The following is a 13,370-nucleotide window of genomic DNA, read 5'->3' on the forward strand; positions in this document are numbered from 1 at the left end:
GAGAGCCGCTAGCTTCGTATCCGCTTTTACTGATTGACTATGGGCGAAGCCGGGCAGGCATCTGGGGCACCTAAGGATAGCGCTTGCCAGCGGCAGGGCGGCGGCCTCGCCGACACTGAACGTCAGCATGCCATAGGGCATGAACTACCGAACCAAGGTCATTAAGCGGATTGCTGATGGATACCTCAACATGGAGAGCTCTTGTCTGACGGTTCGCGCGACTTACCCCGGAGACATGCCACGAACCAGGATATGGGGGGAGACCTGAGGCAAGTCGACGCCTTGTGCCAATCTGGACCTTTTCGGTACCATTTTGTCGACTCCTCATCGGTGGCTTGTACGGAGGAGCGTCGCAAGGAACGACCATGCAGCCCAACCTCAAGAAGCACCAGGCGACCCGGCGCATCACCTTCCTGTCCGCGGCAGTCAATATCCTGCTCGGCGTGGCCAAGATACTTGTCGGCTGGATCGTCGGCTCCGCCGCTCTGGTCGCCGACGGCATCCACTCCTTCTCGGACTTGGTGACCGACGGCTTCGTGCTCGCCGCGTCCCACTATGGCCATCAGGGGCCCGACCACGACCACCACTACGGCCACGGCCGCATCGAAACCCTGGCCACCCTGTTCCTGGGCAGCGTACTGATCTTCGTGGCCGGCGGGATCGCCTGGTCGAGCCTTCAGCGCCTGTTCTCCGCCGCCGTGATCCCGCCGCCCGGTGCCTGGGCGATCCTGTTGACCGCCCTGGCGCTCCTGTCCAAGGAGTGGCTCTTCCACCTGACACTACGGGTGGCGCGACGCATCGGCTCGAAGATGCTCGAGGCCAACGCCTGGCACCATCGCAGTGACGTGCTCTCAACCGGCGTGGTGATGGTCGCCCTGGTCGGGAGCCAGTTCGGCGCCACCTGGATCGATACCGTGGCGGCGGTCATCGTCGGCCTGATGGTCGGCAAGGTGGGCTGGGACCTCCTGTGGGAGTCGGGCCGAGAGCTGGTCGACACCGCCCTGCCCGTGGCCACCCAGGAGGCGATGCGCCAGGTGGCGAAAAGCGTGTCCGGCGTCGAGGGCATTCACGACCTGCGCACCCGCCAGTCGGCCGGGCACACCATGCTCGACCTGCACGTGGTGGTGTCGCCGCGGATCAGCGTCTCCGAGGGGCATGAGATCGGCAACGAGGTGAGCCGGCGCCTGCGCAACGCCTTTCCCGCCCTCACCGACCTTACCTTCCACATCGACCCCGAGGACGACGCCGGAGAAGGCGACCCCAGCCGCTTCCCGGGACTGCCGCTGCGCCCCGAGGTGGAAGCCGCCCTGGCGCGGCGCTGGACGGCACTGGACGTCTGGCCGGAGATCCGCGAGATGGAGCTGCACTACCTGGAGGGTGCCGTCACGGTGGTGATCTGCCTGGACGAGCAGTCGTCCTTCGACAGCGACGCAGTGATCCGCCGCCTCGAGGCCTGTGCCCGGGACATCGACTGGCTGTCCCACGTCGAAGTGCGCCGCCTGGCGGGCGCCCCCTATGTGCCGGCGACCGGCTGACGCCCCTGCTCTCTTCCCCTATCTGCCAATGCGAGTAATGGAACCGGACGGTTGACGCGAAGCGGACGAGGCCTGGGGGAAGTGAAACAGAAAGCGGTGGAAAGCTCGCAGAAGCCGATATTTGTGGAGTCTCGGGGGATGGGTTATCCGGGAGCCGACAGCTGATGGCCCCCGTGTCATTGAGTAACTGGCCCCGACGCACATGCATTATCAGGAGCTATTCCCGAGGCTTTCGCGAGCGCCAATAACGAGCGATTGTGGGCTTTACGCTAACCCCGTGAACCAGAATCGACAAGGCAACCACCACCAGGGTCAGGTGTATCAATTCCAGCGCGACCTCCTCTTCCAGCCCATGCTGTATGGCGTACATCAGATAGTAGAGGGAGCCAATACCACGAACGCCAAACCAGCCCGCGAGGTGGCGCATACGCATGGGCGAACTGCTCCCTAGCATGCCAAGGTGCACACTGATGGGGCGGGCGACAAGAAATAGAAACGCCGCGAAACCTACGGCTCTCCAACTCCATGAATCCCAGAAGAGCGAGCCACCGATCAGTAAAACTAGAACGATCTCTGCCAGCCGTTCGAGGTGCTCGTTGAATACCAGCGAGCTTTCGCTTACGTGCACATGCGTTATGGATTGCGGCTCACCTTCCAGGCTTGTCTCGACAGGTGCCGAGTAACCTTGTTTGAGTCCGACCAACTTCAATTCGGTATGGCGCAGAGCAACGGCTGCACTAAAAACGGCCAAGAAGCCCCAGGCATCTACTAACAGGCTGATTCCATAGGCGAACGCGATCAGCCCCAGGCCGAGAAAACTTTCCAGAAAGGCAGTGCCCACAAAGTTCTTGCGTATCTTGCTTACTATCCAACCGACACTAACACCCGCCAGGATGCCGATTCCGATACCTGCGCCACTCGCCCAGAGCACATCCACTGCCAGCCACCGCCAACCGGCGTCGCCGAGATCGTGCAGACCCAGCAACCCCAGGCCGAGCATCACGAACGGGAAGGCACTTCCATCGTTCATTCCGGCCTCGCAGGTCAATGAAAAACGAAGTTCGTCAGGGTCATCGGCGTTACGCACCTGAACTTCGGTCGCCAATACCGGGTCAGTCGGTGCAACCACGGCACCTAGCAACACGGCAGCACCAAGAGGTAATGTAAGCCAGTAGTAGCCGAAGAGCGTCACTAGTCCGACAGTAAGAGCCATCGAAACCACCGCCAGTTGCACGGGATTTTGCCATCGTTTCAGGGTAACAGGCGCCGGCATTTTCACGCCGGCGCAGTACAATGAAATAAGCACGGCTATTTCGGTGAGAAACTCCAATAAAGCCGACTCTTCCAGTGGGTTGAAATGAAACAATTCAAAGCCCATGGGACCGACGATACACCCGATAAGCAGATACACAATGGCAGAGGTGACGGGCACGCTTTTGATGTACGAGAAGGTAAATCCCACTACCAGCAGCAGTGATCCAATCAAGATAAACCAGGTGGCGGTTGTCATAGATGACTCGGCAGGTGTATTCATTCGCCTGGCCGCGCAATCCGATTGAGGGGATCAAGCAGTGCGCCTCTGCTGATCAAGCCCCTCTGCCATGGCGGCGAAGATGGCTCATCTGCACACGACCCGCCTCCACTTGGGGGTATCGGCGTGGAAGGCCGTGGAGCGGATGTTAGTAGGTGATATTCACCAGGTCTTCAGCGGTTCCATTTGAGCTGGAACTCGATTTCTTCCTCATCATCTGAGCGTTCGTGTTCGATAGTGAATTTGGCTCGGAGGGGCACATAGATGCGTTCGCCCGCGATCTGTATCTCGAAACGCTCCTCCTTCTCGATCGCATCTGCCAGGCGCCGTAGCTTGGCCACGAAGTCGGCCTTCGGATAACCCTTTTCCACGTCCCTCTCTGCCTTGGAACCCATCTCTCTCTCCTCGATGACCTTGTTATCGACAGCCCCGATCCACCCTCAGCCTCGGATCCAGTCTAGCAGGTAACCCTTCCCTTCCCCGGACGGCGCCAGGCGGTCTCAGCATCGCCTGTAAGGGGGGGCGTTCATGGGCGCTTCGTCGTTGGTGTGGAAAGCGTTCGATGTGCTCGGCCAGGGTATTGCATCCGCTGGATGGCGCTACGGCATGGACAGCATTAGGAGGCGGTAATCAAGGACAGCATCCCTTTTCCCTGGCCTGAGGGCCCGGCGCCGGCAGGGATGCCGGCCGCTGGCGTCAGTGGGGCGCCATCCTCGGGCGTCGGTCCAGCATGGGAAGCCTGGCAGGCCCTGGTCGACAGTCCTGTCCTTGCCTAATGTTGCACTGCACAAAAATCCCTGCTATTGTGCAGTGCATCAGAGCGGGAATCTCCCGTTCCATGGCATTCAGAACCCGGAGGTTCTCATCATGACCAACGCATTCGCATTCGACGCCAAGCAATTTGACACCGCCCAGCTTGAGTCCGTTTTCTTCGCCCCGGCGCGGGCTTTCGCCGCCCTCTCCGTCGACTTCACCGAGAAGCTGGTCAATACCCAGCTCGAGGCCACCAAGGTCTATGCCGACATCAACCTGGCGCAGCTGCGCAGCCTGACCGAGGTCAAGGACGCCGAAGGCCTGAAGGGCTATCTGGAAGGCCAGCAGCAGGTGGTCCAGGACCTGACCGAGCGCCTGAAGGGTGATGCCGAGAAGGTGATGGCCCTGCAGCAGGAGTTCGTTCAGGAAAGCCAGAAGCTGACCGAGGGCAGCGTCAAGCAGGCCCAGGAAAGCGCCAAGGAGACCACCGAGACCGCCACCAAGGCCGTCAAGGAAGCCACTCCCAAGGCCAAGTAACTCCTGGCCCGCCGCGCGGGCCGCGATGACGTAATACCACAGGCCGCCGATCCATGATCGGCGGCCTGTTTTCGATGTGCGTCAGGCATGGCGCGCAGCGCGTGACTGACGCACCTACGAAGAACGCCGGGTTCAAGGCCCCGGCGTCGTTGCTGGAAACGCTCCAGCCTGGTCGCAGGTGTCGCGCTTCTCTCGGGTGGGTTACGCCCCCTCGGCGTCCGGGAGGGCGGTCCGTGGTGTCGCCTGGCAGAGCAGCCCGTCGAGTCTACTCGGCCGTCGCCAGCAGGCTTGCGTTGCCACCCGCGGCGGTGGTGTCGATGCACAGATGGCGCTCCACCGCATAGCGCTCCGGCGAGATGGTCTGGGTCTCCAGCGACACGATGGCACCGTCGCGCTTGGCGAGCGCGATGCGCAGCTCGCGGGTCCAGTCGCTGTCGCCGGCAGCGGCCACGGCCTCGATACCCTTGACCGCGGTCAGCGTCTCGGCCTCGACGCTGCCCTCGAGCGCGGCGACGGGCGCCCCGGCATCGATCAGCGGCTGAACGGCCTGCGCCGCGCCCGGGGCGACGAGTACCGCCGGGCAGCCCGCACCGAGCGCCTGCGCTGCCTGGGCGACGGCGATGTCCAGGGTCGGCCCGAGGCAGAGCACCGGGCCCTTCGGGTACATGGCCAGGCGGTTGCTTTCCCCCGTCGGCCCCGGCAGCGTCTGCGGTGTCATGTCCAGGGCCGCGGTCTCGGCGAGCGCCTTTCGGACCACGCCGCCCTTGCCGGAAAGCGCCTTGCGCAGCACCTCGACCCGGTCGGGTCGCGCCGCCCAGTTGCGCGCGTCCAGCCCGTCGAGGGCCGACTGGAGGTCGCCGAGTGTCACGGTTCGCCCTTTCGGCGCGTCATGGCGCTCTGCTGCGGCGGTGCGGCGGAAGCGGGTGACGTAAAGGGGACCGCCGGCCTTGGGCCCGGTGCCCGAGAGACCTTCGCCCCCGAAGGGCTGGGAGCCGACGATGGCGCCGATCTGGTTGCGGTTGACATAGATGTTGCCGACATGGACACGCTCGACGATCTGCTGCACGCGGTCGTCGATCCGGGTATGCAGGCCGAAGGTCAGGCCGTATCCCCTGTCATTGATCGCGTCGACCACCTTGTCGATGTCCCGCGCCTTGAAGGTGGCCACGTGCAGGACCGGGCCGAAGATCTCGCGCTCGAGATCCTCGATGCCCCCGACCTTGACCACGGCCGGTGTCACGAAGGTGCCGACGTCCGGCGCGGACAGTTTCTTCAGCACCTTGCCGCCCTTTTCCTGCGCCGCCACATAGGCGTTGATGTCGGCCTGGGCCTCGGCGTCGATCACCGGCGAGACGTCGGTGTCGGTGTTCCAGGGATCGCCGATGGTGAGCGCGTCCATGGCGCCATCGAGCATGTGGAGCAGGCGGTCGCGCGCCTCTTCCTGGACGTACAGCATCCTGAGCGCCGAGCAGCGCTGGCCGGCCGACTGGAAGGAGGAGATCAGGATGTCGCGTACCGCCTGCTCGGTCAGTGCCGTGGAGTCCACGATCATGGCATTCAGTCCGCCGGTCTCCGCGATCAGCACCGCATCCGGCCCCGCATTCTGCGCCAGGGCCTTGTGGATGATCTGCGCTACCGGGGTCGAGCCGGTGAAGCAGACGCCTGCAATCCGCGCATCGCTGGTCAGCGGCCCGCCCACCGTCGGCCCGTCACCGGGCAGCAGCTGCAGCGCCGCCTCGGGCAGGCCGGCCTCGCGCATCAGCTCGACGGCCCGGGCGGCGATCAGCGGTGTCTGCTCGGCCGGCTTGGCCAGCACGGCGTTTCCCGCCGCCAGCGCCGCCGCGATCTGGCCGGTGAAGATGGCCAGCGGAAAGTTCCATGGGCTGATGCAGACGAAGATGCCGCGGGCATTGCCGGGCTCTTCCGCCTCCAGCCGCTCGCCCTCGTTGGCGTAGTAGCGCAGGAAGTCCACCGCCTCGCGCACCTCGGCGATGCCATCGAACATCATCTTGCCGGCCTCGCGGGTCGTGATCACGGTCAGCTCGGCGATGTGTTCCTCGTAGAGGTCGGCGGTGCGGCGCAGGACCTCGGCCCGCTCGGCCGCAGGCCGCGCCGACCAGTCGCGGTAGCCATCCTCGGCGGCGTCGAGGGCGGCCGCCACCTCCTCCGGGGTCGCCTCGTGCACCTTGCCCACCACGCGAGAGCCGTCGGCGGGAGACACGGCATCGCGAGCCGGTCCCTGCGGTGCCGGGCTCCCCGACAGCATGGGGCCGGCAGTCCAGGTGGCGTCGGCGAAGCGCTCGCGCGCCGCCAACAGCGGCAGGATCGAGGCGGGTTCGTTGATCCGGTAGCCGCGGGAGTTCTTCCGCTCGGGGGCGAAGAGCTCGCCGGGCTGGCGGATCAGCGGACTGGCGATGGCGTCGCCCAGCTGCTGCATCCCGGCCACCGGGTCCTTCGAGACCTCGCTCGGGGGAATGGAGTCGTCCACTACCTGGTTCACGAACGAGGAGTTTGCCCCATTCTCCAGCAGACGGCGCACCAGGTAGGCCAGCAGGTCGCGATGCGCGCCCACCGGGGCGTAGATCCGGCAGTGCGTCCCCTCCGACTGCTTGACGATGTGGTGCAGCGATTCGCCCATGCCGTGCAGGCGCTGGAACTCGTAGCTGTCCTTGTCGTCGCCCGCCATGGCCACCACGGCGGCGCAGGTATGGGCATTGTGGGTCGCAAACTGCGGATAGATGCGGTCACGCCGGTCGAGCAGCATCTGGGCGCAGGCCATGTAGCTGACGTCGGTGTTGACCTTGCGCGTGAAGACCGGGAAGGTCTTGACCCCCATCTCCTGGGACAGCTTGATCTCGGTATCCCAGTAGGCGCCCTTGACCAGCCGTACCATGATCTTGCGGTCGTACCGCTCGGCGAGGTCGTAGAGCGTCTCGATCATTGGCGCAGCGCGGCGTCCGTAGGCCTGCACCACGACCCCGAAACCGTCCCATCCCTCGAGGCTGGGGTCGGACATCAGCGCCTCGATGACGTCGAGGGACAGGTCCAGCCGGTCCTGCTCCTCGGCATCGATGTTGAACCCGATATTGGCCTTGGCCGCCTGCTGCACCAGCTCCTTTGCTCGCGGCACGAGTTCTGCCATCACCGTGTCGCGATGGGTGTATTCATAACGGGGATGCAATGCCGAGAGTTTCACCGAGATGCCGGGGCTTCCGCGCACGTCGCCCTTGGCCTGCTTGGCGATCGCAGTGATCGCCTTGGCGTAGGCCTGATGATAGCGGACCGCATCTTCGTCGGTACGTGCCGCCTCGCCGAGCATGTCGTAGGAATAGGTATAGCCCTGCTTCTCGAGCTCACGGGCATTCTTCATGCCTTCCTCGATGGTCTGGCCAAGCACGAACTGGCGCCCGAGGATCTTCATCGACTGGCCGACCGCGGTACGCACTACCGGCTCGCCCATGCGACGCACCAGGCCGCGCAGCGCCCGCGCCGGGCCCTTGGGGTCGTCTTCCAGTACCTTGCCGGTCAGCATCAATGCCCAGGTCGAGGCGTTGACCATCGACGACGACGACTTGCCCAGGTGCGCCCCCCAGTCGGATGGCTCGATCTTGTCGTGGATGAGGTCGTCGATGGTTTCCGCATCGGGTACACGCAGCAGCGCTTCCGCCAGGCACATGAGTCCGACGCCCTCGGCGGTCGAGAGTCCGTACTCGGCCAGGAACGCCTCCATCATCGACGGCGACCTTTCCTTGCGCACACGCGCCACGTAGTTGGCGCCGACATCGGCCACCTTGCGGCGGTCGTCCTCGGACAACTTGAGTCGTTCGACAAGCCCATGCAGCACCGTTGCCTCATCGGCGTCATAGTTGGCGCGGATGCGCGCCCGGAGCTCGCTCACGGCGCCATGCGGGTGAAGGTTTGCTTCGTTCATGTTCGATACCCTTTTGCTACTCGAAACGCATCGCCGATGCCCAGGCTCGGATGCTGTCGTCATTGTCGAAAGTCGTCCATCCAGCTTAGGCGTCCTGGCGGGAATTGTGTGCACTGCCTGTGGACACGCTATCAACGGACGACCCGCCGGGTTGTCCGGGTGGGTATCGAGCATCGGCAGGGAATCGGGCAGGGGGCGAGCGCTATCCGGCGATGGCGGGGGTGCCGGCGGTGCCGAGTCCGCACGGCGTTCGGTGAAACGCCGGATTCCACGGCCCCCTCGAAGGTGAGACACCGACCGTGCTCTCCGCTGACGACATGGGTTGGCAGAAATGTCGCTTAATGTGGAATTTTCGTCGCGCTGCGTCAAAGCGTCAGGCCGGGATGCCCCCACACTGTAGGCACATCCTCGTTGAGCCACAGGAGGCCGAACGTGAACCGCCATGTCATCCTGACCTGCGCCGTCACCGGCGCCGGCGACACCACCGCCAAGAACCCCAACGTCCCCGTCACGCCGAAGCAGATCGCCGACGACTGCATCGCGGCCGCCCGCGCCGGCGCCAGCGTGGCCCATATCCACGTGCGCGACCCCGAGACCGGCGCCATCAGCCACTCCGTCGACCATTTCCGCGAGGTGATGGAGCGGGTGCGCGAGGCGGATGTCGACATCGTCATGAACATCACCGCCGGCGGCGGCGGCGACTGGATCCCCGATGCTGAGGACCCTGCCCGGGGTGGCCCGGGCACCGACATCCAGACCCCCGCCCAGCGCCACGAGCCGGTGGGTGCGCTGCTGCCGGAGCTCTGCACCCTGGACTGTGGCAGCCTCAACTTCGGTGACATGGTCTACGTGAACCCCGCCGACTGGCTGCGCGAGCACGCCCGCCTGGTGCAGGCCGCCGGCGTCAAGCCGGAGCTCGAGTGCTTCGACCTCGGCCACGTCTGGTTCGCCCGCCAGCTGCAGGAGGAGGGCCTGATCGATGGCGACCCCCTCTACCAGCTTTGCCTGGGCATTCCCTGGGGCGCAGAGGCCGACACCGAGTCCATGCTGGCGATGCGCAACAGACTGCCGAGAAACGCCAACTGGGCGGCCTTCGGCATCGGCCGCCAGCAGATGCCCATGGTCGCCCAGGCGATGCTGCTCGGCGGCCACGCCCGGGTCGGCCTGGAGGACAACCTCTACCTCAAGAAGGGGGTGCTCGCCACCAACGGCGGGCTGGTCGAGAAGGCCGGGGACATCATCGAGAACCTCGGTGGCCGGGTGATGACGCCGGCCGAGACCCGCGCCCACCTCAGGCTGCGCGACCCGCGCACCGGTGAGGTCGTTGCACAGGTCCCAGGAGGTGGGGCATGAGCCGCCAACTCTCCGTGATCGGTACCGGGGTGATCGGCAACGGCTGGATCGCCCGCGCCCTGGCCCACGGCTGGGACGTGGTGGCCTTCGACCCCGACCCCGAGGCCCCCGCGCGCACCCGTGCCTTCGTCGATAACGCCTGGGGATCCCTCGAGCGCCTGGGCCTGGCCGAGGGCGCCAGCCCCCAGCGGCTGACCTTCGTGGATAGCCTGGAAGCCGCCGTCCAGGGCGCCGACCTGATCCAGGAGAACGTCCCCGAGCGCCTGGCACTCAAGCGAGAGGTCCTCGCCGCCCTGGACGCCGCCGCCGAGGAGGGCGTGGTCATCGGCTCCTCCACCTCCGGCTTCAAGCCCAGCGACCTGCAGCACGACTGCCCCCGGGCGCCGGGCCGGGTGATTGTCGCCCACCCCTTCAACCCGGTCTACCTGCTGCCGCTGGTGGAGCTGGTGGGCGGCGAGGCCACCGAACCCGGGCACATCGAGCGCGCCCAGGCCCTCTACCAGGCGCTGGCCATGCGCCCCCTGGTGGTGCGCCGCGAGATCGAGGGGCATATCGCCGACCGCCTGATGGAGGCGCTGTGGCGCGAGGCGCTCCACCTGGTCAACGACGGCGTGGCCACCACCGAGGAGATCGATGCCGCCGTGGTCTACGGCTGTGGGCTGCGCTGGTCGCTGATGGGCACCTTCCTCACCTTCCACCTGGCCGGCGGCGAGCAGGGCATGCGCCATATGCTCGAGCAGTTCGGCCCGGCGTTGAAGCTGCCCTGGACGAAACTGGAAGCCCCCGAGCTCACCGACGAGCTGATCGACCGCGTGGTGGAGGGCTGCGAGCACCAGGCCGCCGGTCGCCCGGTGGCCGAGCTGGACCGCCGCCGCGACGACTTCCTGGTCGAGCTGCTCGACCTGGTATACAAGTACTGGCCCGAAGCCGAAGGCCTGGAGGGACGCATCTGATGGTGATCCTGGAGAGCCGCGTCGCCCCCGAGTGGGTCGACTACAACGGCCACATGAACGACGCGGAGTACGCCCGGGTGTTCTCCCTGGCGGTGGAAGCGCTGATGGATCGCATCGGCCTGGACGCCGCCGGCCGCGCCCGTCATGGCGTCACGATCTACACCCTGGAGACCCACCTCTGCTACCGCCGCGAGGCCCACGAGGGGCAGCCGCTCAGGGTCGAACTGACCCTGCTGGATCGCGATGCCAAGCGTCTGCACGTCTTCTTCGAGCTGTTCGACGAGGCGGGCACCCTGCTGGCCACCAGCGAGGAGATGTTGATGGGCATCGACAGCCAGGCGGGGCGCCCGGCGCCCTTCCCCGCGCCCATCGAGGCCGCCATCGCCGCGCTGCCCCACGCCGCGCGGGACGCCTGGCCGGCGCTGGCCGGGCGCACCATCGGCATACGCCGCTGAGTCCGCTCCTGCGCTCCCCCCTTCTCCTCTGTAACGCCCAGGAGGCCGAGATGCCCCGAGAACTTCCTCAGACGCCCGACTACGATGCCTGGCCCATCGAGGCCGACCTCGAGACCGTCTCCTTCTCCCCGCGCCTGGTGGCGGTGCGCTGGGACGATGGGCGTGAGAGCCGCTACCACGGCATCTGGCTGCGCGAGAACGCCGCCGACGAGTCCACCGTCAACCCGGCGACCCGCGAGCGCATCCTGGATCTCTCCACCTTGCCCGGCTGGCCGGAGATCACCGGCGCCGAGATCGATGACGCCGGCGCGCTGTGCGTGACCTTCGCCCCCGAGGATCGCCGTCTACGCTTCCATCCCGGCTGGCTGCGCGCCCACGACTACGATAACGCCGTCGATCCCGAGGCGCCGCCGGTGCCAGTGACCACCTGGCAGGGCGGCCCCGGGGAAGGCCCGGACAGCCTCGACGCCGTCGGCCTGCTCGACACCGAAGCGGGCGGCGAGGCCGAGGAGGCGATCCTCGCCCCGGCCCTGGAAAGCGTGCTGGGCAAGGGGCTGGTGCGCCTGCGTGGCCTGCCCACCCGGCCCGGCTCGCTGGAGGCCATCGCCCGGCGCATCGGGCCGCTGCGACCCACCAACTTCGGGCTGCTGTTCGACGTCAAGGCCAAGCCGGACCCGGACTCCAACGCCTACACCGCCATTGCCCTGCCGCCCCACGTCGACCTTCCGACCCGGGAATACCAGCCGGGGCTGCAGATGCTGCACTGCCTGGAGAACAGCGTGGAAGGCGGCGAGGCGGTGATGCTCGACGGCTTCGCCGTGGCCGAGGCGCTTCGCGAGCGACATCCCGAGGCCTTCGCCACCCTGACCCGGGTGCGTTGGTGCTATGCCAACACCGCCAGGACCACCGACTACGTCTGGTACGCGCCGATGATCCGCCTCGACGAGCGCGGCGAGCTGCTCGAGGTGCGCATCGCCGACTTCCTGCGCGGGCCCCTGCAGGCACCCTTCGCGGAGGTAGAATCGGCCTATGAGGCGCTGATGACCCTGCAGGCGATGCTTCGCGAGCCCGTGTTTGCCATCCGCTTCACCTACCGGCCCGGCGACCTGGTGATCTTCGACAATCGCCGGCTGCTGCATGCCCGTGACGCCTTCGAGGGCAGTAAAGGCCATCGCTGGCTGCAGGGCTGCTACATGGAGCGCGACGAGATCCGCTCGCGTTACCGCATGATCCTACGCGCGCGGCGCCAGCGGCGACTCACCGGCGAGGCCTGAGGCTTCAGGCAGGTCCTGCAATGGGCAAGATGGGCGTCGGGCCCTCAGGGCCCGGCGGGGTTCCACGGGTAGCGGGTGAGAACCTGAAACGCCCCGGCCTTAGTGAACTGACCCCCAATCGTTGGACGGTTAGTTCTCTTAACCGGCGGCCATGGCCTGAGTCCTGTATTGCACGGGGCTCAGGCCTTTTAGTCTCTGCTTGATCCGTTGATGGTTGTAGTAGTGGATGTAGTCGGCAATGCCTTGCTGCAACTGCTCAACGGTGTCGAACCGGTTCAGATGGAAGTACTCGGCTTTCAGGGTGCCGAAAAAACTCTCCATGGCGGCATTGTCCAGACAATTCCCTTTCCGTGACATGCTGCGCAGTATCCGTTTCTCCACCACCAGGCGACGATAGTTGGGGTGCCGGTAATGCCATCCCTGATCCGAGTGCAATAGAGGCCGATCACCCGGCCTCAGCCGGTCGAAGGCGCTCCTCAACATGTGCTTCACCAGGCCCAATACCGGTCGTGGCCCGGTCTGGAAGGCGATGATTTCGCCGTTATACAGATCCATGACCGGTGACAGGTAGAGCTTCTGGTCATCGACCTTGAATTCGGTGATGTCGGTCACCCATCGTTGATTCGGTCCTTGGGCCTGAAACCGACGCCGTAGCGTATTCGGGGCGGCGTAGCCCTCGGCTCCTCGATAAGCCCGATACCGCTTGGGGCGAACGAGGGACTTCAAGCCCAGTTGTTGCATCAACCGCTGGACGGTCTTGTGGTTGACCGCCTCGCCTGTCTGGCGCAGCACAGCGGTGATACGGCGATAGCCATAGCGTCCCTTGTGGTAATCATAGATCGCCTGGATACGCGCCTTCAGAGACGCATACGGATCGCCAGCCCCCAGGGCCTTGAGCTGGTAGTAGAACGTGCTGCGCGGTAGCGATGCCGCACGTAGCAGCAGCGCCAGTGGGTGCTCATGCCTTAACCCTTGGACGGCTTGGGCTTTTTGCCCCGTGTCGTCGCCCACTTCTCTCGGGTCAAGGCATCGAGCTTTTTTAGATAGG

The 13,370-nt window shown here is 65.6% G+C and carries 10 protein-coding genes; 6 read left to right on the top strand and 4 right to left on the bottom strand.

Features of this window, described 5'->3' with window-relative positions:
- Nucleotides 1-365 precede the first annotated feature (365 nt).
- Nucleotides 366-1,535, top strand: a complete 1,170-nt coding sequence (locus QLQ83_RS02560; RefSeq protein WP_282734003.1) for a cation diffusion facilitator family transporter — start codon at nucleotides 366-368, stop codon at nucleotides 1,533-1,535.
- A 217-nt stretch (nucleotides 1,536-1,752) separates the two neighbouring features.
- On the opposite strand, the gene QLQ83_RS02565 is transcribed toward QLQ83_RS02560, so the two are convergent.
- Nucleotides 1,753-3,045, bottom strand: a complete 1,293-nt coding sequence (locus tag QLQ83_RS02565; RefSeq protein WP_282734004.1) for a cation:proton antiporter — start codon at nucleotides 3,043-3,045, stop codon at nucleotides 1,753-1,755.
- Between the two features lie 194 nt (nucleotides 3,046-3,239).
- Nucleotides 3,240-3,461 (bottom strand): amphi-Trp domain-containing protein, encoded by a 222-nt coding sequence (locus tag QLQ83_RS02570; RefSeq protein WP_282734005.1) that lies wholly within the window; start codon nucleotides 3,459-3,461, stop codon nucleotides 3,240-3,242.
- A 472-nt stretch (nucleotides 3,462-3,933) separates the two neighbouring features.
- On the opposite strand from QLQ83_RS02570, the gene QLQ83_RS02575 reads away from it, so the two are divergent.
- Nucleotides 3,934-4,356, top strand: a complete 423-nt coding sequence (locus QLQ83_RS02575; protein ID WP_282734006.1) for a phasin family protein — start codon at nucleotides 3,934-3,936, stop codon at nucleotides 4,354-4,356.
- Between the two features lie 265 nt (nucleotides 4,357-4,621).
- Here the strand turns inward: QLQ83_RS02575 and putA are convergent, their stop codons facing one another.
- On the bottom strand, nucleotides 4,622-8,287 hold the full coding sequence (gene putA / locus QLQ83_RS02580; protein WP_282734007.1) for a bifunctional proline dehydrogenase/L-glutamate gamma-semialdehyde dehydrogenase PutA: 3,666 nt from the start codon (nucleotides 8,285-8,287) through the stop codon (nucleotides 4,622-4,624).
- Between the two features lie 432 nt (nucleotides 8,288-8,719).
- Between putA and QLQ83_RS02585 the strand changes: the two genes are divergently transcribed.
- Genes QLQ83_RS02585 through QLQ83_RS02600 form a run of 4 tightly spaced genes read left to right on the top strand, consistent with a single transcriptional unit; the run spans nucleotide 8,720 to nucleotide 12,322 of the window.
- On the top strand, nucleotides 8,720-9,640 hold the full coding sequence (locus QLQ83_RS02585) for a beta-keto acid cleavage family enzyme (RefSeq protein WP_282734008.1): 921 nt from the start codon (nucleotides 8,720-8,722) through the stop codon (nucleotides 9,638-9,640).
- On the top strand, nucleotides 9,637-10,593 hold the full coding sequence (locus QLQ83_RS02590) for an L-carnitine dehydrogenase (protein ID WP_282734009.1): 957 nt from the start codon (nucleotides 9,637-9,639) through the stop codon (nucleotides 10,591-10,593). Before QLQ83_RS02585 ends, QLQ83_RS02590 begins: the two co-directional genes overlap by 4 nt.
- Complete coding sequence (locus QLQ83_RS02595; protein ID WP_282734010.1) at nucleotides 10,593-11,048, top strand: thioesterase family protein; 456 nt, start codon at nucleotides 10,593-10,595, stop codon at nucleotides 11,046-11,048. The genes QLQ83_RS02590 and QLQ83_RS02595 overlap by 1 nt, the downstream gene beginning before the upstream one ends.
- Nucleotides 11,049-11,098: 50 nt before the next feature.
- Nucleotides 11,099-12,322 carry a TauD/TfdA family dioxygenase gene (locus QLQ83_RS02600; protein WP_282734011.1) on the top strand — a complete coding sequence of 408 codons (1,224 nt, stop codon included), beginning with the start codon at nucleotides 11,099-11,101 and terminating at the stop codon, nucleotides 12,320-12,322.
- Between the two features lie 138 nt (nucleotides 12,323-12,460).
- On the opposite strand, the gene QLQ83_RS02605 is transcribed toward QLQ83_RS02600, so the two are convergent.
- On the bottom strand, nucleotides 12,461-13,370 hold a 910-nt coding region (locus QLQ83_RS02605; RefSeq protein ID WP_282733855.1), incomplete at its 5' end, for an IS3 family transposase.

Source organism: Halomonas rhizosphaerae (assembly GCF_030010555.1).
Lineage (GTDB): Bacteria > Pseudomonadota > Gammaproteobacteria > Pseudomonadales > Halomonadaceae > Halomonas > Halomonas rhizosphaerae.

What these genes read in the sequence shown, in the direction of transcription:
- QLQ83_RS02560 (WP_282734003.1), top strand. Translation starts at nt 366, where the DNA reads ATGCAGCCCAACCTCAAGAAGCACCAGGCGACCCGGCGCATCACCTTC.
- QLQ83_RS02565 (WP_282734004.1), bottom strand. Translation starts at nt 3,045, where the DNA reads ATGACAACCGCCACCTGGTTTATCTTGATTGGATCACTGCTGCTGGTA.
- QLQ83_RS02570 (WP_282734005.1), bottom strand. Translation starts at nt 3,461, where the DNA reads ATGGGTTCCAAGGCAGAGAGGGACGTGGAAAAGGGTTATCCGAAGGCC.
- QLQ83_RS02575 (WP_282734006.1), top strand. Translation starts at nt 3,934, where the DNA reads ATGACCAACGCATTCGCATTCGACGCCAAGCAATTTGACACCGCCCAG.
- putA (WP_282734007.1), bottom strand. Translation starts at nt 8,287, where the DNA reads ATGAACGAAGCAAACCTTCACCCGCATGGCGCCGTGAGCGAGCTCCGG.
- QLQ83_RS02590 (WP_282734009.1), top strand. Translation starts at nt 9,637, where the DNA reads ATGAGCCGCCAACTCTCCGTGATCGGTACCGGGGTGATCGGCAACGGC.
- QLQ83_RS02595 (WP_282734010.1), top strand. Translation starts at nt 10,593, where the DNA reads ATGGTGATCCTGGAGAGCCGCGTCGCCCCCGAGTGGGTCGACTACAAC.
- QLQ83_RS02600 (WP_282734011.1), top strand. Translation starts at nt 11,099, where the DNA reads ATGCCCCGAGAACTTCCTCAGACGCCCGACTACGATGCCTGGCCCATC.